Annotated in this window: 21 protein-coding genes and 1 pseudogene; 15 read left to right on the top strand and 7 right to left on the bottom strand. The window is 63.4% G+C overall.

What is annotated here, in order from left to right; genetic code table 11:
* Window positions 1-147: 147 nt before the first annotated feature.
* The gene (locus FYM52_RS00730; protein ID WP_154162687.1) at window positions 148-933 is read right to left on the bottom strand and encodes an SDR family oxidoreductase; all 786 of its coding nucleotides are present in this window, start codon (window positions 931-933) and stop codon (window positions 148-150) included.
* Between the two features lie 274 nt (window positions 934-1,207).
* Here FYM52_RS00730 and FYM52_RS00725 point away from each other — a divergent pair, with 274 nt between their 5' ends.
* The 14 genes from FYM52_RS00725 (at window position 1,208) to FYM52_RS00660 (ending at window position 18,515) form a co-directional block, all read left to right on the top strand.
* Complete coding sequence (locus tag FYM52_RS00725) at window positions 1,208-1,528, top strand: hypothetical protein (protein WP_042412606.1); 321 nt, start codon at window positions 1,208-1,210, stop codon at window positions 1,526-1,528.
* 247 nt (window positions 1,529-1,775) lie between these two features.
* Complete coding sequence (gcvT, locus tag FYM52_RS00720) at window positions 1,776-2,915, top strand: glycine cleavage system aminomethyltransferase GcvT (protein ID WP_154162686.1); 1,140 nt, start codon at window positions 1,776-1,778, stop codon at window positions 2,913-2,915.
* A 113-nt stretch (window positions 2,916-3,028) separates the two neighbouring features.
* Complete coding sequence (gcvH, locus tag FYM52_RS00715; protein ID WP_154162685.1) at window positions 3,029-3,403, top strand: glycine cleavage system protein GcvH; 375 nt, start codon at window positions 3,029-3,031, stop codon at window positions 3,401-3,403.
* 112 nt (window positions 3,404-3,515) lie between these two features.
* Window positions 3,516-6,386 (top strand): aminomethyl-transferring glycine dehydrogenase, encoded by a 2,871-nt coding sequence (gene gcvP, locus FYM52_RS00710; RefSeq protein WP_154162684.1) that lies wholly within the window; start codon window positions 3,516-3,518, stop codon window positions 6,384-6,386.
* A gap of 88 nt (window positions 6,387-6,474) precedes the next feature.
* Window positions 6,475-8,673: a PAS domain-containing sensor histidine kinase gene (locus FYM52_RS00705; RefSeq protein WP_154162683.1), complete on the top strand. Its 2,199-nt coding sequence runs from the start codon at window positions 6,475-6,477 to the stop codon at window positions 8,671-8,673.
* A complete protein-coding gene (locus FYM52_RS00700; RefSeq protein ID WP_154162682.1) occupies window positions 8,673-9,332 on the top strand; it encodes an RluA family pseudouridine synthase in 660 nt (219 codons plus the stop codon). The genes FYM52_RS00705 and FYM52_RS00700 overlap by 1 nt, the downstream gene beginning before the upstream one ends.
* 248 nt (window positions 9,333-9,580) lie before the next feature.
* Window positions 9,581-10,705: a branched-chain amino acid ABC transporter substrate-binding protein gene (locus FYM52_RS00695; RefSeq protein WP_042412594.1), complete on the top strand. Its 1,125-nt coding sequence runs from the start codon at window positions 9,581-9,583 to the stop codon at window positions 10,703-10,705.
* 106 nt (window positions 10,706-10,811) lie between these two features.
* Window positions 10,812-11,738, top strand: a complete 927-nt coding sequence (gene livH / locus FYM52_RS00690) for a high-affinity branched-chain amino acid ABC transporter permease LivH (RefSeq protein ID WP_042412591.1) — start codon at window positions 10,812-10,814, stop codon at window positions 11,736-11,738.
* Window positions 11,738-12,985 carry a high-affinity branched-chain amino acid ABC transporter permease LivM gene (locus FYM52_RS00685; RefSeq protein WP_154162681.1) on the top strand — a complete coding sequence of 416 codons (1,248 nt, stop codon included), beginning with the start codon at window positions 11,738-11,740 and terminating at the stop codon, window positions 12,983-12,985. Before livH ends, FYM52_RS00685 begins: the two co-directional genes overlap by 1 nt.
* A gap of 41 nt (window positions 12,986-13,026) precedes the next feature.
* Complete coding sequence (livG, locus tag FYM52_RS00680; protein ID WP_042412585.1) at window positions 13,027-13,797, top strand: high-affinity branched-chain amino acid ABC transporter ATP-binding protein LivG; 771 nt, start codon at window positions 13,027-13,029, stop codon at window positions 13,795-13,797.
* Window positions 13,798-13,814: 17 nt separating this feature from the next.
* A complete protein-coding gene (locus FYM52_RS00675; protein ID WP_043378083.1) occupies window positions 13,815-14,516 on the top strand; it encodes an ABC transporter ATP-binding protein in 702 nt (233 codons plus the stop codon).
* Window positions 14,517-14,566: 50 nt separating this feature from the next.
* Window positions 14,567-15,325: an SDR family NAD(P)-dependent oxidoreductase gene (locus FYM52_RS00670; RefSeq protein WP_154162680.1), complete on the top strand. Its 759-nt coding sequence runs from the start codon at window positions 14,567-14,569 to the stop codon at window positions 15,323-15,325.
* Between the two features lie 332 nt (window positions 15,326-15,657).
* Window positions 15,658-16,638: a tripartite tricarboxylate transporter substrate binding protein gene (locus FYM52_RS00665; RefSeq protein WP_154162679.1), complete on the top strand. Its 981-nt coding sequence runs from the start codon at window positions 15,658-15,660 to the stop codon at window positions 16,636-16,638.
* 548 nt (window positions 16,639-17,186) lie between these two features.
* Window positions 17,187-18,515, top strand: coding sequence for a diguanylate cyclase (locus tag FYM52_RS00660; RefSeq protein ID WP_154162678.1), 1,329 nt, complete (start codon window positions 17,187-17,189; stop codon window positions 18,513-18,515).
* Here FYM52_RS00660 and FYM52_RS00655 read toward each other — a convergent pair.
* Complete coding sequence (locus tag FYM52_RS00655; protein WP_154162677.1) at window positions 18,512-19,675, bottom strand: GNAT family N-acetyltransferase; 1,164 nt, start codon at window positions 19,673-19,675, stop codon at window positions 18,512-18,514. The genes FYM52_RS00660 and FYM52_RS00655 overlap by 4 nt on opposite strands.
* Window positions 19,676-20,614: 939 nt before the next feature.
* Between FYM52_RS00655 and FYM52_RS00650 the strand changes: the two are divergent.
* Window positions 20,615-20,917, top strand: a pseudogene (locus tag FYM52_RS00650) (RNA recognition motif domain-containing protein); the annotation flags it as partial.
* 161 nt (window positions 20,918-21,078) lie between these two features.
* On the opposite strand, the gene FYM52_RS00645 reads toward FYM52_RS00650, so the two are convergent.
* The 5 genes from FYM52_RS00645 to FYM52_RS00625 all read right to left on the bottom strand — a co-directional run bounded on the left by FYM52_RS00645 (window position 21,079) and on the right by FYM52_RS00625 (window position 23,618).
* Window positions 21,079-21,330 (bottom strand): RNA-binding protein, encoded by a 252-nt coding sequence (locus FYM52_RS00645; protein WP_042412572.1) that lies wholly within the window; start codon window positions 21,328-21,330, stop codon window positions 21,079-21,081.
* A gap of 48 nt (window positions 21,331-21,378) precedes the next feature.
* Window positions 21,379-21,645 (bottom strand): translation initiation factor IF-1, encoded by a 267-nt coding sequence (gene infA, locus FYM52_RS00640; protein ID WP_042412569.1) that lies wholly within the window; start codon window positions 21,643-21,645, stop codon window positions 21,379-21,381.
* 31 nt (window positions 21,646-21,676) lie between these two features.
* The gene (locus FYM52_RS00635) at window positions 21,677-21,895 is read right to left on the bottom strand and encodes a hypothetical protein (RefSeq protein ID WP_042412566.1); all 219 of its coding nucleotides are present in this window, start codon (window positions 21,893-21,895) and stop codon (window positions 21,677-21,679) included.
* A 301-nt stretch (window positions 21,896-22,196) separates the two neighbouring features.
* Window positions 22,197-22,913 (bottom strand): EAL domain-containing protein, encoded by a 717-nt coding sequence (locus tag FYM52_RS00630; protein ID WP_307902411.1) that lies wholly within the window; start codon window positions 22,911-22,913, stop codon window positions 22,197-22,199.
* A 429-nt stretch (window positions 22,914-23,342) separates the two neighbouring features.
* The gene (locus FYM52_RS00625; protein ID WP_154162676.1) at window positions 23,343-23,618 is read right to left on the bottom strand and encodes a hypothetical protein; all 276 of its coding nucleotides are present in this window, start codon (window positions 23,616-23,618) and stop codon (window positions 23,343-23,345) included.
* Window positions 23,619-23,627 lie beyond the last annotated feature (9 nt).

Raw genomic sequence — 23,627 nt, 5'->3', positions numbered from 1 at the left:
TGCAGGCGGTGGACTTCGGGCAAAAAGCTGTCGCATTGGAGTAATGGCGACAATCCCGACCACGCAGGCCGCCGCCCGCGCGGGCTGGGCCCTGGGCGCTGCAGACACACCGCGGGGACAGGGCCACTGACCGCGCGCGCATGCCCATCAGCCCAGCACCGCGCTCACGCCGCCGTCCACCGCCACCCACTGGCCGGTGATGTGCTTGCCGGCATCGCTGGCCAGCAGCACGGTCAGGCCCTTCAGGCCTTCGTCATCGCCCAGGCGCCGCAGCGGTGCGCGGCTGGCCATGTTGTCCTCGCCCATGGTGTCGATCAGCACCTCGGCCATCTTGGTGCGAAAGAAGCCCGGGCAGATGGCATTCACCGTCACATTGTGGGGGCCCCACTCGGCCGCCAGCGCGCGCGTGAAGTTCAGCACCGCGCCCTTGGAGGTGTTGTAGGCAATCGTCTTCATCTCGATGGGGTTGCCGCCCAGGCCGGCGATCGAGGCCAGGTTGATGATGCGCCCGCCGCGCGCCAGCATGCCGGCGTTGGCCACGGCCTGGCTCAGCAGGAAATAGCCCCGGATGTTCAGGTTCATCACCTTGTCCCAGGCCGCCACGGGGTGGCTTTCCGCCGGGGCGCCCCAGCTGGCGCCCGCGTTGTTGACCAGGATGTCGATGGGACCGACGCGCTGCACGGTCTCGGCCACCAGGCGCAGGATGTCCTCTTCCTTGGCGCAGTCCGCGGCAATCCACTGCGCGTCGATGCCCTGGGCCTGCAACTCGGCCGCGGCCGCCTCCAGGTCCTGCGCCTTGCGCGAGGTCAGCACCACGCGCGCACCGGCCTCCCCCAGGGCCTGTGCCATCTGCAGCCCCAGGCCGCGCGAGCCACCGGTCACCAAGGCCGTCTTGCCTTGCAGGTTGAAGAGTTGTTGCACGGTACGCGTCATGGACGAAGTCTCCTGGTGGTCATGGATGGAAACGGCCCTCGTTCGGGGCCTGCGCCTGCATTGTGAAATGCCCACCCGCATCGCGCTGTCGCACGGGTGAAGCCACTACCTAGTGAATCCACCAAGGCAGCCACGCAGACCCGCGGCCCGCCAGCCACCGCGCCACGGCGACCGACGCAGTGGCCCCCCGGGTGATGGGCCCTGCAAAAAACACTTGCGCAGCGGCCACAAAAAACTGTACATTCATACAGTCACTGTTGTTTTATACATATCCATGTTCGCAACCGATACTGTTCAAGACCAACCCTGCTTCACCGTGGCCCTGTGCGACTACCCCGGCCTGCCGGAGTTCGAGCGCCAGCGCGCCGAAACCCGCTACGCCCGCACACTGGCGCGCCAGCTTGGCGGCGAGGCCCAGGTGGCCGACGCCCTGCGCACGCTGGAGCGTCTGGAAGACGCCCCGCCCGAGGAAATCACCGACGATGCCAAGGCCATCTACCAACGCTGGATGAAGGCCGCCCGCGCCGCGGCCGAAGCCGGCATGCAAGGCCTGGGCGGCGAGGAAGGCTGCTATTTCGAGGTACGCCCCCACTGAGCACATTCACTCAAAAAGAGAGCTGCTGGCGCACGCCCTGCCTGCACTTCGGGCACTTTTTGCTCTGAAATTCAGGTGAAACCAGCGCCAGCGGCTCCTGCCAGGCATGGCCCGTGCGCGGCGCACCCCGTCCAGGTGCGCCCGCCACGGCGCTGTCAACTGCACGTGCGGTCCCGCTACAACGCGCAGCTACAAGCGGCGGCAGCCCCCTAGAATCGTTCCAACCACCAAGAACGAGGACCAGGCCATGACCACAGTGCCGCCCACCGAGGCGCCCGCCCTGCACACCCCCTTGCACGCCTTGCACCTGGAACTGGGTGCGCGCATGGTGCGTTTTGCCGGCTATGCCATGCCGGTGCAATACCCCGCCGGCCTGCTGGCCGAGCACAAGCACACGCGCGAGAAAGTCAGCCTGTTCGACGTCTCGCACATGGGGCAGATCAGCGTCAGCGGCCCCTCGGCCGCCGCCGCGCTCGAACAGGTGCTGCCCATCGACGTGATGGACCTGGGCCTGCACCGTCAGCGCTACGCCCTGCTGCTGGCCGAGGACGGCGGCATCCTCGACGACCTGATGGTCATCAACCGTGGCCAGGACTACCTGCTGATCGTCAACGCCGCCCGCAAGCACGAAGACCTGACCTGGCTGCAGACCCACATCGGCCACGAATGCCAGGTCCAGCCCCTGCCCGAGATGGCCCTGCTGGCCCTGCAAGGCCCGCAGGCCGCCGCCGTGCTGCAGCGCCCGGTGCCGGCCACCGGCCCGCTGCTGTTCATGCAGGGCACGCCGTTCGACTTCAAGGATGCACGCGGCTACATCACCCGCAGCGGCTACACCGGGGAGGATGGCTTTGAAATCTCCATCCCCGCCAGCCACGCCGATGCCCTGGCGCGCTGGCTGCTCAAGCAGCCAGGCGTGCTGCCCGCCGGCCTGGGTGCCCGCAATTCGCTGCGCCTGGAGGCCGGGCTGTGCCTGTACGGCACCGACATGGACCAGCGCACCACCCCCACCCAGGCTGCCCTGAACTGGAGCATCCCCAAGGTGCGCCGCACCGGGGGCCAGCGTGCCGGCGGCTTCATCGGCGCCGACGTGGTGCTGCCGCAGATCGAGGGCCAGGCGCCCGTGGCCGGCGTGCGCGTGGGCCTGCACGCCATGGAGCGCATCCCCGTGCGCGACGGCAGTCCTCTGCACCGCCCGGGGGGCATCGCGGTCGGCCAAGTCACCAGCGGCCTGCTCTCGCCCAGCACCGACCGTCCGATCGCCATGGGCTATGTCCCGCCCGACTGCGCCGCCCACGGCACCCGGCTGGATGCCCTGGTGCGCGGCAAGCCCGTGCCCATGGAGGTCATTCCTCTGCCTTTCATAGGGACCCGCTACCGCAAAAGCTAGGCCGCAGCCGCTGGCAACGCCGTCGGCGCCTGCCAACCCGGCTACAGTGTGAGCCAACGCGCGCCGGCCTGCGGCACGCTTTTTGCCTTTTCTCGCATCACGGAGTTTTTCCCATGAGCCTCAAATTTTCCAAAGAACACGAATGGGTCAATGCAGCCCAGCCTGAAGCCGCCATCGTCGGCATCACCGTGCACGCCCAGGACGCCCTGGGTGACGTGGTGTTTGTGGACCTGCCCGCCGTGGGCACCACCTTCCAGCAGGGCGACGTGACCGGCGTGGTCGAGTCCGTCAAGGCCGCGGCCGACGTCTTCATGCCCGTGACCGGCGAGATCGTCGAAGTCAACGAAGCCCTGCGCGCCGATCCCTCGCTGGCCAACACCGACCCGCTGGGCGCCGGCTGGTTCTTCAAGGTCAAGCTCAGCGACCCCAGCCAGCTCGACGGCCTGATGGACGAAACCGCCTACGGCAACTTCGCCGCCAGCGCCTGAGCGCCTGCACCCTGCTCTGGGCCTGCGCCGCCCAGATCGGGGTGGCTGCGTGCCTGCCGCCGCAGCCGCAACCCGGCCCGCGCACTGTATCGATGAGAGGGAAGGTGGGATGATGAATCAGCGACTGCAAGCACCCCTGTCTGAACTGCACGAGAGCGACGCCTTCGCGCGGCGCCACATCGGACCCAGTGCGCCGGACGAAGCACACATGCTGCGCGCCATCGGCCAGCCCTCGCGCCAGGCCCTGATGGATGCGCTGGTGCCGCCCGACATCGTGCTGGATCGCCCCATGGACCTGCCCCCGGCACTCAGCGAAGCCGAGGCGCTGCACGAACTCAAGACCATCGCCGCGCGCAACCGCGTGCTCAAGAGCTTCATCGGCCAGGGCTATTACGCCGCCCACACACCGGGCGTCATCCAGCGCAACATCCTGGAAAATCCTGCCTGGTACACGGCCTACACCCCCTACCAGGCCGAAATCTCGCAAGGACGCCTGGAGGCCCTGCTGAACTTCCAGACCCTGGTCTGCGACCTCACGGCCATGCCCGTGGCCAATGCCTCCATGCTGGACGAGGCCACCGCCGCTGCAGAAGCCATGGCGCTGGCGCGCCGCAGCGCAGCCTCGCCCAGCAACACCTTCCTGGTCCATCCTGACACCCACCCTCAGACCCTGGCCGTGCTGCGCACCCGCGCCGAGCCCCTGGGCTGGCAACTGGACTGCCCCGCAGACGACGCGGCCTTCCACACCGCCCTGCAAGCGCCGCACTTTGGTGCCCTGGTGCAGTACCCCGGCAGCACCGGGGCCCTGACCGACTGGCGCGATGCGGCCGCACACAGCCACCAGCAGCAGGCGCTGTTCATCGTTGCCACCGACCTGCTGGCCCTGACGCTGTTGACGCCGCCCGGCGAATGGGGCGCCGACATCGTGGTCGGCAGCAGCCAGCGCCTGGGCCTGCCGCTGGGGGCCGGTGGCCCGCATGCAGCCTTCATGGCCTGCCAAGATGCCTACAAGCGCTCCCTGCCCGGGCGTCTGGTCGGGGTCAGCGTGGACAGCCAGGGCGCACCCGCCCTGCGCCTGGCCCTCCAAACGCGTGAGCAACACATCCGCCGTGAAAAGGCCACCTCCAACATCTGCACAGCCCAGGTGCTGCCGGCCGTGCTGGCCAGCATGTATGCGGTCTACCACGGCCCCGACGGCCTGCGCCAGATGGCGCAGCGCATTGCCGGCCTGACCGCCACCCTGGCCCAGGGCCTGCAGGCCCAAGGCCATGCCCTGGTCCACGACACGGCCTTCGACACCCTGACCGTGCGCGTGCCGCATGCTGCAATCAATATAGCTACCCGCGCAGAGCTGGCGGGCGTCAACCTGCGAAAAGTCTCTGAATCTGCGCTGGGCATCTCGCTGGACGAAACCAGCACCCCGGCCGATGTGGCCCTGCTGCTGCGCCTGTTTGGCGCCACCGGCACCCCGGCGCTGGACCACCAGGCCGCCCCATTGATCCCGGCGGCGCTGCAGCGCCACTCCCCCTATCTGACGCACCCGGTGTTCCACCGCCACCGCAGCGAAACCGCCATGCTGCGCTACATCCGCAGCCTGTCGGACAAGGACCTGGCGCTGGACCGCTGCATGATCCCGCTGGGTTCGTGCACCATGAAGCTCAACGCCACCAGCGAGATGCTGCCCATCACCTGGCCGGACTTCGCCCACATCCACCCCTTCGCGCCGGCCGACCAGCAGCAAGGCTATGCCCTGCTGGACCAGCAGCTGCGCCAGTGGCTGTCGCGCATCACCGGTTATGCCGACGTGAGCCTGCAGCCCAACGCCGGGTCGCAGGGCGAATACGCCGGCCTGCTGGCCATCCGCGCCTGGCACGCCGCCCAGGGGCAGCCCCAGCGCACCATCTGCCTGATTCCGTCCAGCGCCCACGGCACCAACCCGGCCAGCGCCCAGATGTGCGGCATGCAGGTGGTGGTGGTGGCCTGCGATGCGCAGGGCAACGTCGACATGGCGGACCTGCAGGCCAAGTGCGAGGCGCACAGCGACCGGCTGGCCTGCATCATGATCACCTACCCCAGCACCCATGGCGTGTTCGAGGACTCCGTGCGCCCGCTGTGCGACCTGGTGCACCAGCACGGCGGCCGCGTCTATGTGGACGGTGCCAACATGAACGCCCTGGTCGGCGTGGCGGCGCCCGGCGCCTTCGGCGGCGACGTCAGCCACCTGAACCTGCACAAGACCTTCTGCATTCCGCACGGCGGTGGTGGCCCCGGCGTGGGCCCGGTCTGCGTGGCCGCCGACCTGGTGCCCTACCTGCCCGGGCACCCGGCCAGCGCCAAGGCCAGCCCGGTCGGCGCGATCTCGGCCGCACCGTATGGCAATGCCTCCGTGCTGCCGATCAGCTGGATGTACATCCGCATGATGGGCGCGCACGGCCTGCGCCACGCCACGGAGACGGCCATCCTCAACGCCAACTACATCAGCGCCCGCCTGCAAGGCCACTACCCCACGCTGTACACCGGCCCCGGCGGGCTGGTGGCGCACGAATGCATCCTGGACCTGCGCCCCCTGAAGGACAGCAGCGGCGTCAACGCCGAGGACGTGGCCAAGCGCCTGATCGACTATGGCTTCCACGCACCGACCCTGTCCTTCCCCGTGCCCGGCACGCTGATGGTGGAGCCCACGGAAAGCGAGCCGCTGTCGGAGCTGGACCGTTTCATCGACGCGATGCTGGCCATCCGCGAGGAAATCCGCCAGATCGAACGCGGCGACTGGACCCGGGACGACAACCCGCTCAAGCATGCCCCGCACACTGCTGCGCAACTGCTGCAAGAGCCCTGGCCGCACGCCTACAGCCGCCAGCAGGCCGCTGGCCAGACCGCACTGGCGCACAAGTATTTTCCGCCAGTGTCGCGTATCGACAACGTCTATGGCGACCGCAACATAGTGTGCACCTGCCCTCCGCTGGCGGCTTACCTGAGTTGATCCCCAGTCCTCTGGGGGTTTCCCGTCGTGCCCTTCACGGAGGGCGCTTACACTGCGCCTCCACGTCCCGCTGCCGGTGCTGCCGCCCATGAGTCGTCCAGACCTTTCCTTTCTGATCACCCGCGAAGCAGACGCTTCCACGCCCGTCCAGGATTTGCTGCCCGAACTGGACCCCGCCGCGCTGGATGTGCTGCCGGCGCTGCAGGTGAGCGAGGAATCGCTGAGCGACGACCCGCTGGCGGCCCTGATCGCCGAGCTGCGCAACTACCAGAACGAGCTGGAAATCCAGAACAAGGTGCTGGATTACAGCCAGGCCGTGGCCGAGAGTGCCTCGGAGCGCTTCGAGGCCCTGTTCTCCAGCGTGCCCCTGCCCCTGCTGGTGCTCGATGAGCATGACATGGTCATCCAGGCGAATGCCATGGCCTACAACGCCTTCCAGGCCGAAGGCCATGACCGGCTGTTTGTCTCGTTCATGCCGCTCGTCAGCCCCGCCGACAGCGACCGCGTGGCCGAGGGTTTTGTGCTGGCGCGCCAGGCCGGGCGCAGCGAAGTGCAGGAAGTGGTCTTCAGCCTGGGCAACGGCGAGCAGATGCAGGGCGACCTGCACATCGCCTGCATCCAGATTCCCCAGCGCGAAGGCCCAACCATCGCGCAATTCATGTGCGCCCTGGTGGACCAGGGCCCGCTGCTGGCCGAACGCCAGCAACTGCAGCAGCGCAACGACCAGCTGCATGCCAGCGAACGCCGCCTGGAGTCGGTGATCAACAGCTCGCTGGACGCCATCATCTGCGTGGACCAGAACCAGTGCATCACGGTTTTCAACCCCACAGCGGCGGCCTTGTTCCTGTGCCCGGCCACGGATGCCATGGGCAGCAAGCTGTCGCGCTTCCTGCCGGATGCCGTGCACGCCCTGGAGTTCGCCCCGCTGACCACGCAGGCCATGCTGGGCGAGATGACCGCCCTCACCGCCACGGGCAAGACCTTGCCAGTGGAAGTGGGCATGTCCTTCGAGCGCCTGTCCGATGGCGAGATCACCACCGTCTTCGCCCGCGACCTGACCAGCCGCAAGCGCGCCGAGGCCCAGCGCAGCGAACTGGAGCTGCAACTGCGCGAGTCGCACAAGATGCAGGCCCTGGGCACCATGGCCGGCGGGATTGCGCACGACTTCAACAACATCGTGGGGGCCATCCTTGGCAATGTGGAGCTGGCCAAGGCCGATTGCAGCCACAACCCGCAGGCCATGGAAAGCCTGCTGGAGATCGAGAAAGCCGGCCGCCGGGCACGCGATCTGGTGCGCCAGATCCTGACCTTCAGCCGCAACGAGCCGCCCAAGCGCTATGCGGTCCGCGCCTCGGAGGTGATGCGCGACACCGAGCGCCTGCTGCGCGTCACCCTGCCACCCGCGATCGAACTGCAGGTGGATGCCCCCCCGGAGCTGCCCCACATGCTGGCCGACCCGACCCAGGTCGAGCAGGCGCTGTTCAACCTGACCACCAACGCCGTGCACGCAATTGGCGACAACCGCGGACTGGTGCGCATGGAGGCCACACTCAGCATGTCGGAGCAACGCCTGTGCGAACGGCTGGGTCTGAGCCTGGGCGACTACATCGCCATCACGGTGCAGGACAACGGCCCCGGCATGTCGCCCGAGACCCTGCAACGCATCTTCGAGCCCTTTTTCACCACCAAACCCGTGGGCCAGGGCACCGGCCTGGGGCTGGCGGTGGTGCACGGCGTGATGCGCACCCATGGGGGCGCGGTGGACGTCACCAGCAAACTCGGCCAGGGCAGCGCGTTCACCCTGTACTTCCCGGTCAACATCCTGGCCTCCACCCCGACGGTGCCACCGCCGCGCTTTGTCACATCTCACATCTGCACGCTTCCCCCAGCCCACGCCGCCGCGTCCGTGCAGGAGCGCCCGCATGTCATGTATGTGGACGATGACCACGCCCTGGTATCGCTGGTGCAGCGCCTGCTGCGCCGCCGCGGCTACCAGGTGTCGGGCTTCCTGGATCCGCGCGAAGCCACGGCAGCCCTGGAGCAGAACCCGCATGCCTATGACTTGCTGGTGACCGACTACAACATGCCCGGGTATTGCGGGGTGGATCTGGTGCGGGACTCCAAGCGCATCCGCCCGGACCTGCCCGTCGCACTGGCATCCGGCTATGTCACCGCCGAGATCGAGGCCCAGGCCCTGGACGCCGGGGCCCTGGCCCTGATTCACAAACCGAACGATGTGGACGAACTGTGCGAGACGGTGGACCGCCTCCTCCACCAAAAGCCCTGATGACTGTTGTTGCGCCCCGTCCTTCTTGTCTGTATGAAGACGAGCACCTGCTGGTGCTCGAAAAACCCTCCGGCCTGCTGAGCGTTCCAGGCCGCGGCGAGGACAAGCAGGACTGCCTGATCCACCGCGCGTTGCAGCACTGGCCCGATGCCCTGGTGGTCCACCGCCTGGACATGTCCACGTCGGGTCTGGTCATCCTGGCGCGCACCAAGACAGCGCAAAGCGACCTGGGCAAGGCATTTGCCGCACGGGAAGTGCACAAGCGCTATACCGCCGTGGTCTTCGGCCAGGTCGCTGCGCCCGAACAGGATTGGGGCATGGTGGATGCCCCGTTGGTGTGCGACTGGGAGCGCCGCCCGTTGCAGATCGTGTGTCCAGAGACCGGCAAGCCCAGCCAGACCCGCTACCAGTTGCATCCCGACCAGCGCGGAATTCCCCCGCACAGCACCCGGCTGTGGCTAGAACCCATCACTGGCCGCTCCCACCAATTGCGGGTGCACATGACCCACATGGGTCACCCGATGCTGGGCGACGCCTTGTACGCCCCTGCGGCCGTCGTCGCCATGGCCCCCAGACTGCTGCTGCACGCGACCATGTTGCAGTTCCAGCACCCGGTATCCGGCAGCCCGTTGCAGGTTCAAAGCCCGGCTCCGTTTTGAGCACCCGGGCTTACCCCATGCCACAACAGCAAATTCTAAATAAGCGACCACGCGCGCATTAATCTTGATTCTCCGCAGCGATTTGCAAACTTTCCCTCTGCACGCAGCGCCATAGAGACAAACCCGGTTGCGCCTTTTGCTAGCAAATTTTTAAGCTTGGCACCTCGCGCATCAGGCATGCAATTTGCAGCTATCCCTCAAGGGCATGCAAATGCCGGATGCAAAACCAACCAAGAGGACATACAACCATGCGTGCTTCGTTTCAATTGAAAACCATCGTGGCAACCCTGGGCCTGCTGGGCGCAGCCGTCACCAGCCAAGCCTACGCACAAAACATCAAGTTCGCCATGGTGATCCCAACCACCGGTCCGCTGACCCAGTACGGGGACATGGTGAAGGAAGGCGTCTCCACCGCCGTGGAACAAATCAACGCGGCCGGCGGCATCAATGGCAAGAAGATCGAAGTCACCACCGTGGACGATGCCTGCGAACCCAAGCAAGGCCCTGTGGCTGCCAACCGCGTGGTCAACAGCAAGATCGGCTACATGATCGGCCCCGTCTGCTCCGGCGCTGCGATTGCCGCAGCCCCCATCTATGACAACGAAGGCGTGGTGGTGGTGACCCCTTCGGCCACGTCGCCCGCGCTGACCGAAGGCAAGAACTTCCACTACATCTTCCGCACCATCGGTCGCGACGACCAACAAGGTCCTTCCGCCGCCAAGTTCATCATCGAAAAGGCCAAGCCCACCAAGGTCGCCGTGCTGCACGACAAGCAGTCGTATGGCCAGGGCATTGCCTCGTCCGTGCGCGACCAACTGCAAAAGGCCAAGGTCAACGTGGCCCTGTTTGAAGGCATCAACGCCGGCGACAGCGACTACTCCGCCATCATCACCAAGCTCAAGAGCGCGGGCGTCGACTTTGTCTACTACGGCGGCTACCACCCCGAAATGGGTCTGCTGCTGCGCCAGGCCAGCGAGCAAGGCCTGAAGGTGCGCATGATGGGCCCCGAAGGCGTGGGCAACCCTGAAGTCAATGCGATTGCCGGCAATGCCGTCGAAGGCATGCTGGTGACCCTGCCTGCTGACTTCTCCACCAACCCCAAGAATGCGGCCATCGTGAAGGCATTCCAGGACAAGAAGCGCAATCCATCCGGCGCGTTCCAGCTGACCGCGTATGCGGCAACGCAGGCGATCGCCGAGAGCATCAAGGCCGTGGGTGACGATCCCAAGAAGGTGGCCGACCACCTGCACAAGGCGACCATCAACACCGTGATCGGCCCTGTGTCCTGGAACAAGCAAGGCGACCTGAACGCGTTCGACTTCCAGATCTTCCAGTGGCACAAGGACGGCAGCAAGACGCCTGCAACCAAGTAATCCGTAGCCACTGACCAAGCCCACAGCGCTTTGCACCAAGCCTGTGGGCTTTTCAGTTCAACACGGGTATTGCTGCGCCCTCCAATTTAGTTAGGCCTTTGCGCACATGAACGACTTTCTCCCCCAACTGCTACAGCAGCTTTTCAACGGGCTCTCACTCGGGGCCATCTACGCCTTGATCGCCATCGGCTACACCATGGTCTACGGCATCATCGGCATGATCAATTTCGCTCACGGGGACATCTACATGATTGGTGCCTACGTGGGGCTGGTGACCCTGTCGGCCGTCGGCATCCAGGGCACCGTGCCCATCTGGATGGTGATCGGCCTGATGCTCATCGTGGCCGTGGTCATCACCGGCATCTATGGCTTTGCCGTCGAACAGGTGGCCTACAAGCCGGTGCGCAGCAGCCCCCGGCTGGTGGCGCTGATCTCCGCGATCGGTATGTCCATCTTCTTGCAGAACTGGGTCGCCCTGGGCCAGGGTGCGCGCGACATGGCCGTGCCTTCGCTGCTGCCTGGTGCTTTCCAGTTTGAGATGGGCAGCGGATTCGAGGTCTTCGTGCCCTACACCCGCGTGCTGATCATTGCCGTGGCGGTCGTGCTGATGATTGCCCTGACCCTGTACATCAAGCACTCGCGCATGGGCCGTGCCTCGCGCGCCTGCTCCCAGGACATGCACATGGCCAGCCTGCTGGGCATCAACACCAACCGCGTGATTTCGTTCACTTTCATCCTGGGGGCAATGCTGGCGGCCGTGGGCGGCGTATTGATTGCCCTGGCCGTGGGCAAGCTCAACCCCTTCATCGGTTTTCTGGCTGGCATCAAGGCTTTCACCGCCGCCGTGCTGGGGGGCATCGGCAGCATCCCCGGCGCCATGCTGGGTGGTGTGATCCTGGGCGTCGCCGAGACCCTGGCGGCTGCCTACATCTCCTCCGAGTACAAGGACATCGTGGCATTCAGCCTGCTGGTGCTGATCTTGCTGTTCCGCCCCACAGGTCTGCTGGGCAAGCCTGAAGTGGAGAAAGTCTGATGCAACGCCTTCTCCTGAACCTGGGCCCGGCCCTGATGGCAGCCGTCATCACCGCCGTGGTCGTCACCCCCATCTTTGGTTTGCAGCTGCAGCGCGTCGGCGGCCGCATGACGCTGGAGCCGCACTGGAACTACGTCCTCGGCGCCGCTGTGCTGGTGTTCGTGGTGCAACTGCTCAAGCCCGCCCTGCGCGGTGCCACCCAGGGCCTGCGCATGCCCAGCCTGCCGGCACTGACACCCAAGCTGCGCAACGCCCTGGTGTTCGCCGCCTTGCTGATGGCCGTGTCCTGGCCCTTCTTTGCCGGACGCAACGCCGTGGACATTGCCACCCTGGCGATGATCTACATCATGCTGGGCCTGGGCCTGAACATTGTGGTGGGCTTTGCTGGCCTGCTGGACCTGGGCTTTGTCGGCTTCTATGCCGTTGGCGCCTATACCTACGCCCTGCTGTTCCACTGGGCCGGCTGGAGCTTCTGGGAGGCCCTGCCACTGGCAGGTGCCGCCTCGGCCCTGTTCGGCTTCGTGCTGGGCTTTCCCGTGCTGCGACTGCGCGGTGACTACCTGGCCATCGTGACGCTGGGCTTTGGTGAAATCATCCGCCTTCTGCTGATCAACCTGAACGACTGGACCGGTGGCCCTGACGGGATTTCCGGTATTCCCAAGCCCACGGTGCTGGGTCTGGAAATGACACGCAATCCGAGCGTCGAAGGCGCCACCACCTTCCACCAGTTCATGGGCTGGGAGTTCAGCTCCGTGCACATGGTCATCTTCCTGTACCTGATGGCACTGATGCTGGCAGTGGTGACGCTGTGGATCTCCAGCCGCCTCATCCGCATGCCCATCGGCCGCGCCTGGGAAGCCCTGCGCGAGGATGAGATCGCCTGCCGCTCGCTGGGGCTCAACCCCATGCACATCAAGCTGTCCGCGTTCACCCTGGGGGCCATGTTCGCAGGCTTTGGGGGCGCGTTCTTCGCGGCGCGCCAAGGCATCGTGAACCCCGAATCCTTCACCTTCATCGAGTCGGCCCTGATTCTGGCCATCGTGGTGCTGGGAGGCATGGGATCGCAGCTGGGAGTGATTGTCGCGGCCATTTTGATCACCGTGCTGCCAGAGCTGGCCCGCGAGTTCTCCGAATACCGCATGCTGATCTTCGGCCTCGTCATGATCCTGATGATGGTGTGGCGCCCCCAGGGACTGTTCCCGGTCACGCGCAACCATGTGAAGGTGCCCGCCAAACGCAGCGCCTGACCCCATCTATCCCATGCACTCTTTGAAGAAAACACTCCAGCATGCCTAGCAGTCATTTGTTGGACGTCAAGGACCTGAGCATGCGCTTTGGCGGCTTGCTTGCGGTCGATGGCGTCAGCCTCGAATTGGGTGAGAAGCAGATTCTCGCCATCATCGGTCCCAACGGGGCCGGCAAGACCACGGTGTTCAACTGCATCAGTGGTTTCTACAACCCCACAGGCGGCAGCATCCTGCTGCAGAACGCCAGCATTGCCGGTCTGGGCAGCCACACGGTCGCCCGCAAGGGCGTCGTGCGCACCTTCCAGAACGTACGGCTGTTCAAGAAGATGACGGTGCTGGAAAACCTGCTGGTGGCCCAGCATCAGAAAAACCGCGCCTCCGTCCTGGCCGGCCTGTTCAACACCCCCAGCTTCCGTCGCCAGGAAGCAGAGTCCATCGAGCGCAGCCTGCACTGGCTGGACTACATGGGGCTGCGCGATTTCGCTAACCGCGAAGCAGGCAACCTGGCCTATGGTCACCAGCGCCGCCTGGAAATCGCGCGCTGCATGATCACCGAGCCCAAGGTGCTGATGCTGGACGAACCCGCCGCCGGCCTGAACCCCCAGGAAAAGCTCGATCTGCAAGCCCTGATCCGCCAGCTGCGCGACCAGTACGGCGTCGCCATCCTGCTGATCGAGCACGACATGGGCTTGGTCATGGGCGTCTCCGAACGCATCACCGTCATGGAATACGGCAAGCCGATTGCCCATGGCACGCCGGAGGAAGTCAGAAACAATGAACGGGTCATCAAGGCCTACCTGGGAGAGGCATGATGAGCACAAATCCACCGATGCTGGAGCTGGACAGCATCAGCACGCATTACGGCTCGATTTGCGCCGTCAACAAGGTGTCGCTGCATGTCAACAAGGGCGAGATCGTGAGCCTGATCGGCTCCAACGGCGCCGGCAAGACCTCGCTGCTGATGACGGTATGCGGCAATCCCCGCGCATCCAGCGGCACCATCCATTTCGAAGGCGAGGACATCACCAGCCTGCCCACGCACCACATCATGCAGCGCGGGATCGCCGTCTCCCCCGAGGGGCGGCGCATCTTCCCGGACCTCACCGTCACGGAGAACCTGCAGATGGGGGGCTTCTTCCTGAACAAGCACGACATTGAAGCGGGCATGGACCACGTGTTCCACTTGTTCCCACGCTTGAAGGAGCGTGCGGCACAACGCGCGGGCACGATGTCGGGCGGCGAGCAACAGATGCTGGCGATTGGCCGTGCGCTGATGTCCAAGCCACGCCTGCTGTTGATGGATGAGCCCACCCTGGGCCTGGCGCCGCTGATCATTGCGCAGATTTTCGACATCATCCAGACCATCCGCAGCCAAGGCGTCACGGTGTTCCTGGTGGAGCAGAATGCCAACCGCGCCCTGCAGATTGCCGACCGCGGCTACGTGCTGGAAACCGGGCAGCTGGTGCTGGAAGACACCGGTGCCAACCTGCTGCGCAACGACGCCGTGCGCAAAGCCTACCTGGGCGGTTGATCGCCCCCCTGAGGGTTCATGCGCCGGTTGGAGCCGCTACGATACGGCGCATGAACCCTCAGCTTTACATCCTGACAGGCGGCTCGCGCGGCATGGGCCTGTCCATGGCCCGGCAGATCCTGCGCCAGGGCCACCACCTGGTGGGCATTGCGCGCCACCGCAACGCAGACCTGGACGCCACAGCCCGCGAAGGCCACGCCACGCTGCTGCAATGGCAGCACGATCTGGCCGCACCGCAGGCTGCTGCCCAGCAGTTGAAAGACTGGCTCCGCGCGCAATCACCCGGCGACTACGCCCGCGTGGTCCTGATCAACAACGCAGGGGTCATCCCCCCCATCGCCCCGCTGGCAGACAGCGACTGGAATGCGATTGCCCAGGCCCTGCGTGTGGGCCTGGAAGCCCCAATGCTGCTGACCGCCGCGTTCCTGCAGGCTACCGAGGCCTGGGAGATTCCACGCCAGGTGCTCAACATCTCGTCCGGCCTGGGCCGCCGCGCCATCGCCTCGCAGGCCACCTATTGCGCCGCCAAGGCCGGGATGGACAACTTCTCGGTGTCCGTGGCGCTGGACGAAGCCCTCAAACCGAATGGCGCCAAAATCTGCTCGCTGGCCCCTGGCGTTATCGACACGGACATGCAACGCCAGTTGCGTAGCGCCTCCAGCCAGGCCTTCCCGGACGTGCAGCGCTTTGCCCAGTTGCACAGCTCAGGGGCACTGACGTCGGCCGACGAAGCCGCTGCACGGGTCCTGGCCTGGCTGGAGCGTGCCGACTTCGGCAATCCGGTGCTGGCCGATGTGCGCAACCCCTGAGCACCGGCCTTGATGCACCAACAGCAGGCATTTTTTGCAGGATCCGTCTTTTGAGAAGGATTCCAGCGCTAACATTCGGCTATCCCAAGAACCTGTTTGCGCTACGTGGGCCACACAGTGCTGCACCATCTGATCGGTGTCTGCAGCCAGTGATCAATCTGCAGGCCACCCCTGCAGGCTACGTGCAAACAGGCGCTCACCCGGTACTCCATGCCTGATGGCCTGCACCCCCGTGCCATCCAACGGCCCACAAATCTGCTTGAAAGCGGCTGGCTCGCTGTGCTTTGCGCCTCCAGCCGCAGTTTTGATGTCTGAGTTTTTTGGAGACCTTCATGTACCGCACACTGATTACCTGCACGACCCTGGCGTTGGCCGCAGGCGCTGCCGCCCCCGTGCTCGCACAATCAGCAGACCAATACCCCGGCAAACCCATCCGGCTGGTCATCCCCTTCCCCCCCGGCGGCGGTACAGACATCCTGTCGCGCGTGATCGCCAACAAGCTGACCGAAGCCACCAAGTGGACCATTGTTCCCGAGAACAAGGCCGGCGCCGGCGGCACCATCGGCATCACCGAGGCGGCCAAGGCCCCTGCCACAGGCTATGAAATGGTCATGGGCCAAAAGGACAACCTGATCCTCGGCCCCTACCTGTACAAGAACCTGCCCTGGAACCCCACCAAGGACCTGACGCCGGTGGCCCACATTGCCTACACCCCGGTCATCATCGCCACCAGCGTGAACTCGCCCTACAAGAGCATTGCCGACGTGGTGGCCGCCGCCAAGGCCTCGCCCTCCAAGATTACCTACGGCTCGCCCGGCAACGGCACCAGCATCCACATTGCTGGCCACATGTTCGAAAAAGCAGCGGGCGTGCAGCTGACCCACGTGCCCTACAAGGGCTCAAACCCCGCGCTGATGGATGCGATTGCCGGCAACGTGGACCTGCTGGTCTCCTCGATCCCTTCGGCCATCGCACAGATCAAGGCCGGCAAGCTGCGCCCGCTGGCCGTAACCTCGGCCAAGCGGTCCACCTCGCTGCCCGATGTGCCTACGATGCAGGAACAGGGCATGAAGGGCTTTGATGTCAGCACCTGGTACGGCCTGTTCATGCCGGCTGGCACACCAGCCGACATCACGGCCAAGATGAATGCCGAAGTCAACAAGCTGCTGGCCAAGCCCGAAACCCAGGAAGCCATCCTGGCCCAAGGCGCCGAACCCAAGGCCATGAGCATTGCCGAGTTTGACAAGATGTACCGCGCAGACTTCGCCAACTCCAAGGCGGTGGTGGAAGCTTCGGGCGCCACCATCCAATAACCCACGCTGCAATTGCCGCGTTCCCTGGCCCTGCCCTGAGCGCAGCCCACCAAGCCCGACCTACCGGTTGGGCTTTTTTGTGGGGGTATTACAGCCAACTGTGCCACACCAAGAACCTGCGTCTGGCGCCATCGGTGTGGTGGTGGGTGCAGCCGCGGTTCCCCTACCGCCCTTTGGCCGTCAATGAAACCTGGATTCACCCAGATGCTTCAGTGCAGTGAATTTGTAATTTTTGGTGACGCGCACGCGACTTGTGGCGCCCCACCTCCTCGTGCCCGTTGCACACCGTACAGCCCTCGCTCCTGCACGTGAGCGCTATCAACTTCCATAGCTGCTCGCGCTTTCTCCATAAGCGCCAGCACCACTTTTGATGCCTATCCTTTGGATAGACTGCCGTCAGCGCACACCTACCCAGGCAAAGGCCCCGTCCGACGCGTGCGCACATGGCGATGGCAGCACCCGCGGATGGCGGGTGTTACACGGGTTTAGCATGGGTCGTTACAAAAAACTTACAAGCTAGACTCAGACAGCTTTTTGGATAGCCCCACTTGATCTCAATCCTCAAACCAATAGCAGTAGCCCTCGACCAGCTTGAGGTCGCCATCTGCATTTTTGATGCAGAGGACAAGGCACTCGTTTGGAACGACACCTTCCTGCAGTTCTTTCCAGAGCATGCAGGCCATGTCCATGTCGGGGAGGACTACCGCGATAACCTGCGGCGTTTCTATCTGCAAAGGCTCTCGGCCGAGGAGTTGCCACAGATCGATCGCTACATCGAGGAAGGTGTGCTGCGGCACCGCAACCAGTTGCGGGCTTTTGAGTTTGACCACCACGACTACCGCGTGCGCGTGGCGTCCCTGCCACTGGGTGCCTATGGACGCGTCAGGCTGTGGCGCAAAACGGCACCGCTGCTGACCGGCATGCAGGACCGCATCAATCCTGACACCAAGCCACTGCCCACACAAATCCTGCCAGACACAGCCATGGCACTGGAAAGCCTGGCGGACGGGATCTTGATGGTCGATGAGATCGGTCGTTCCATCTGGGCCAACCACACATTTCTGGAGCTTTACGGGCTGCCCAGCACCGATGCGCTGAAGCTGCGCGATTTTGCACAGCTCTACACCCAGGCCTGGCAACACGAAGTCCCCACGGCGGAGTATGTCGCCAGTCTGGGTCTCCTCAAGGAACACCAGCGCTTTTCAGGCGCCCCCTACGTGCTGGCACTGCCCAACAACCGCTGGGTGCGCGTGGTGGAACTGCGTGGCACCCAGACCAATGGCAGCAACTTTCTCTCCCATGTCGATGTGACGGAATCCCGGCAACAGCAGGAAGCCTTGAAGCAGCTCACCCAGCACCTGGAGTCGCTGGCGATCAAGGACGCGCTGACCGGCCTGGCCAACCGCCGCCGCTTCGATGAAGTGCTGGAGTCCGAGTGGCAGCGCGCGCACCGCTCCAAAACTCCACTGTCGCTGCTGATGCTGGACGTGGACCACTTCAAGCGCCTCAACGACACGCACGGCCACCCTTTTGGGGATGAGGTGCTCAAGCGCCTTGCCAGCATCTTGGCGCACCGCATCCAGCGCACCGGCAGCCTGGTCGCACGTTATGGCGGCGAAGAGTTTGCGGTCTTGCTGCCGGACACCGATCTGCCCTCAGCCGCCAAGCTGGCGGAATTCATCCGACAGCAGGTGGAAAACATGTCACTGGGCAACGAAAACACCGGCCTGGTGCGCATCACCATCAGCATCGGCGTCGCGTGTGCCAGCGATACGGCCTTGACGACATCGACCACTGCGCTGGTCGACTTGGCCGACCGCGCCCTTTACCAAGCCAAGCGCAGCGGGCGCAATCAAGTGGCAGCGGCCACGCCCTAGGCGGCCCCGCCCCCCCTGCTTTTTGCATCCACCTTGAACGGGTTGGCGCGCTGCAACTCATCGACATAGCCGTCAACAGCCACCGTCTCCCGCTGCAGGAAGTGGTCGATGGCCGCGGCAAACCGGCGGTCAGCCACCCAGTGGGCCGAAAACATCTTCACCGGCAACAGCCCGCGGGCCATCTTGTGTTCGCCCTGGGCCCCTCCCTCAAAAAATTCAAGGCCGTGCTGAATGCAGTAGGCAATCGATTGCATATAGCAAGTCTCGAAGTGCAGGCCCTTGACGAACTCCGTCGTGCCCCAGTGGCGCCCATACAGGGTCTTGCCCCCACGCACATTCAGCGCCACCGCCACCGGTGCCCCGTCACGTTCCGCCAGGATCAGTACCAAGTCCAACACACGCTCCGCATGGGCCCGGAGAAAGAACTCCAGGCTCAGATAGGGCTGCGACCAATGCTCGGTATAGGTATTGACATAGCAGGCGTAGAAGAACTCCAGGTGCTCCCGCTGCAGCTGTGCGCCCTCCAACCACCGGTAAGTGATTCCGGCACTGGTCACATACCGGGTGTCTTGCCGCAGCTTCTTGCGCTTGTCCTGGGACAGCCGGGCCAGGAAGTCTTCAGTGCATGTGTAGCCGTCGTTCCGCCAATGGAACTGCACGTTTTCGCGCAGCATGAAGCCAGCCTCAACCAGGGCTGCCCGGTCCTGCGGCGCGGTGAACAGCACATGCGCCGAAGAGGCATGCACGACGTCGCACGCCGCCGCCAGCTCGTGCGCCAAGGCACGGCACGCAGCCTCATCCTTGGCCAATAGCCTGGGACCTTGGACGGGCGTAAACGGAACGGCCACCACCAGCTTGGGGTAATAGGACAGACCATGCGCCTCAAACGCCTGGGCCCAGGCCTGGTCAAACACAAACTCGCCACGGGAGTGGGTCTTGAAATAGCTGGGGGCTGCAGCCACCAAGACGCCCTCCTCGTGCAGCAGCAAGTGGCGGGCATGCCACCCGGTCTTTGCGCCGACACAGCCCGTTGTTTCCAGCAACTGAAGAAATGCGTAGCTGGTGAATGGATGTCCACCGGCCAGTACCTGCCACGCGTCTTCTTCGATATGGCCAAGCGCATCCACCCAGCTCGCCGTATACCGCTCTTTTTGAGTCATGCCGTAGTCTGGCACAGGCCCACCTATCCCACAGATACTGCGTGATTTGCAGGGCCGCCCGCGTCTCTGGGCATAGCTTTCGCACACAGCATTGCATGGCGAACCTCCGCGCAAGCCATCGTGCACTGCGAGTTTCCACACGCCAACGTGCCCGTTTGCAGCAACGGAGGCTTGACATCACCCAGACACCTAAGCCCTAAGCCCTAAGCCCTAAGCCCTAAGCCCTAAGCCCTGAGCCCTGAGCCCTGAGCCCTGAGCCCTGAGCCCTGAGCCCTGAGCCCTGAGCCCTGGGGGCATTGCGACCCTACACAAGAAAGGCCATGCCTTTGCACCGAACGCTGTTATAGTTGCTGCCAATTTGCTGCAACGCAACAACATATACAGCACACCAAAATGCAGCGCCCCAAGCGCAACCCACATCGCACCAGACGATTTTCAACTCCTTGTTTTCAATGACTTCTGGTTGTCATTGAGAAATGACCAAGCATGCCGCTGCATGCTTGGCTCTTACTTTACGCCCCCCAAAACGTATAAGCGGCTTGCTTTTGAGTCTGTTATTCGCGCGTCTGCCTAATCCCAACGCGTCTCTCTTGATCCACTCTCCTGCTATCTCTCAAGTCATCGGCCGCTACGCACTCACGCCTACCGCCGCAATGACCGCCAGCGGCTCCTACACAGCAACGCTTTCCATTCGCAGCGGCAAAAGCTCTTGCTCACACGACCGGGTGTTTCGCTTCATTCCCCTGTTTCGATCTCCTGCTGCCGCCATCCGCTATGCCATTGAGCAATGGCAAAAGCTATTTGCACCTGCCCGGCCTGCCCGACTGACAACCGAGCTTGCGGCGCTCCACACCCAAAGGCCAACCCGTACCCGGGCGCTTTGCACCCTTTGATCCCTGGACATCTCCCAGGATCACCGCAACTTCATAGAGTTACACCATGACAACCAAACTGTACGTAGGCAATCTTTCTTACAACGTTCGCGACCACGATCTGGAGCAACAATTTGCCGAATTCGGTAATGTGACCTCTGCCAAGGTCATGATGGAGCGCGATTCCGACCGTTCCAAGGGTTTTGGCTTTGTTGAAATGTCGACCGAGCAAGAAGCGCAAGCTGCCATCCAAGGCCTGCATGACCAACCTCTGAATGGCCGCAACATGCTCGTCAACGTTGCACGCCCCCGCGAAGAATCCGGCGGCGGCTACCGCAGCAACAACGGCGGTGGCGGTTACCGCGGTGGCAATAACCGCTACTAAAAGCTCTTGAGGCTCTAGGTCTCAAGGCCCCTGCCAGCACTTGCTGACAGGGGCTTTTTGTTGGCAGCCGACAAGCATCAAATGCCCAAAGAAAACCCCCTGCGGACTTTCATCCGCAGGGGGCTGCGCTTGTAGCTACAGGTGCTTTAGCTGCGATCGCGAGCAATCGCCACGCTCAGCGCGCGCCCCTCGGTGGGCTGACCATTCAAGCCCTGCACTGCGGCTTGCGCCTCTTCTTCCGTGGACATCTCCACAAAGGCAAAACCGCGAGAGCGGCCAGTGTCACGCTGCAAGATGACCTGGGATGACAGCACCACGCCATAGTTGGTCAACAGCTTGCGCAGTGCATCGCTGTCGATCGAGAAGGCCAAGTTACTGATGTAGAGTTTGTTTTGCATAGGGTACTTTCAAGAAGGACGGACCTTTGTGCCAGGACAGCCCAAAAATCAACGGGGACGACGCTTGGGACCACCGGGGGTCGCGTTCATCCGCGTCTCGATGTGGCGGAAGGTCACCCGCCCTTTGTTCAGGTCGTAGGGCGACATCTCGACAGTGACCTTGTCGCCCGCCAAGACGCGAATCCGATGCTTGCGCATCTTGCCGCCCGAATAGGCAATCAGTTCGTGCCCGTTGTCCAGCTTTACGCGAAAGCGCGTATCGGGCAGAACTTCTTCCACCCGACCTTGCATTTCAATGAGTTCTTCTTTTGCCAAGGTGCCTCCAGATGAGTGGCGATAAACAGGTTTAGTTCAGTGCGTTGGCCAGCAGCATCGTGCGTGCCTGATCGAGCGCATAGCTGTTGGCCAGGCTCTCGCTGGTGAACTGCGGAATGAATCGGAAGACACGGTCATAGACACCGCGTCGGATAGATACCGATGCAGCAAACTGGCCGGATGCGTCGAGGTGACTGAAGGGTGTAACAACGTAGTTGCCCACCTGCTCTTTGATAGGTTTTTGCAGCATGGCATACGGACGGGCACGCCTTGCTTGTGGGCAATGTCCATCGAGTAAATAGGGAGACAGCGGACCCTGGTAGATCAGGGGCTGGGCAGATCGAACGAAGAAGAGATCTGCAGAGATTCGCCGGGAAGGGAGAGTGACAGTCGCACGCTTCTCAAAGAAGGGAACTACCAACGGCCAAGGGGCTACGGAGGTGTCAGACGTGCGCTAGAGGGGCGAAGAACAAATTTAGCGCGCGAGACCAGTATATGCCAAGTCGCGCAGCGCGCGGCACACACGACCGACCGCGCTGCGGCATTCAGGCCTATATGCCTGCGCCAGTTTCAGACAGCTCGCAGCCAGCAGGCCACGTCACAACAGGCAACTGCTCAAAGGCTGGTTTGGCAAACAGATAGCCCTGGAAGTAATGCACCCCCATCGCGCGCAACGTGTGGTACTCGGCATCGGTCTCCACGCCTTCCGCAATCACTTCGATCGACAGTGCCTGGCACACGCCCAGAATGCCTTGGACGATGGCACGACGAACAGGGTTGGTGTCGATCTGGCGCACCAACTCCATGTCCAGCTTGATGATGTCGGGCTGGAACTCAGCAAGCAGGTTGAGGCCGGCGTAACCCGCACCGAAATCATCGATTGCCGTCTTGAAGCCGCGCCGGCGGTACTCCTGCATGATGCGCTTGAGGTGGTCTTTGTCGACCACTCGCTCGTTCTCGGTGATTTCAAAAATAAGGTGGCTGGTTGGAAACTGGTGCTGCTGCGCCGCTTCCAAGGTGGTGCGAATGCAGGCTGCAGGCTCGTATACGGCGTTCGGCAAAAAATTGATGCTGACATGGCAGGGGACGCCCAGACGTGCTGCCAAACTGACAGCCTTGACGCGGCAGGCCTGATCGAACTGGTAACGGTTGTCCGCATTCACCTGACTCAGAATCTGCCCCGCGCCGCTGCCATCCAGCCCACGCACCAGGGCCTCGTAAGCAAAAACGGTTCGATCACGCACGTCCACGATCGGTTGAAAGGCCATACTGAATGCCAGGTCCAGCGGGGGACGGTCATGACAGCCTTTACAGGGCGGTAACGAAGACTTGGGTTGAAGAAGCATCGGCAGATGTTATCGCACCCAGCTCCTGTGCCTGTCGTGGGTCTGGCAACGCCCGCATCGTTTGTGCGTATGGCTGTGCCTGCTGCAAAACTTCAGAAAAACTGCTGGGTTGCACACTGATTGCAACAGCCATCCACCGCTCAAGAAATAGCGACGACAGCGGAACCTACACAGCCCACAACGGCAAGCCCGCTTCTTGCCGGGGCGACGCCACGCCACCAATCCAGCTGCGGGATAGGATGCTAGGCCCATGCCTTCAAGCTGGATCAGATTACGGTTGCGTGTGCACTAAAAATGCATGACGAAGCCGCACCTTTGCTGGCTGAAAGCTATCCGCTGGCTGTGCACGATCTATAAAGCTCTGGTCGCTTCACCCACTTGTTTCGGGATTAGCGCCTGAGACTGTGCGCGCAGCATAAATCCGCCGGGTCTTAAAGGCCGCATGGATTCACATCCAGTCATGCCATAGTGCTGCTTCACTTTGAAAATTTCCCTAATTGGCTTTGGCACGCCAAAGGAGGCAATCTCCACTTGCAAACCAGCATTCCAATCATGAGGTGGTTTCACAACACGGGCATTTAAAGCGCAGGTTTTGTCAGATGTTGCCCAATTAAACTGATTGCTCATCGCGGGTGC

The sequence above is a fragment of the Comamonas sp. CAH-2 genome, from assembly GCF_009668305.1.
GTDB classification, from domain to species: Bacteria; Pseudomonadota; Gammaproteobacteria; order Burkholderiales; family Burkholderiaceae_C; genus Comamonas; species Comamonas aquatica.
Note: the sequence above shows the minus strand (reverse complement) of the source record. Positions and strands in the feature narration are given on the sequence as shown.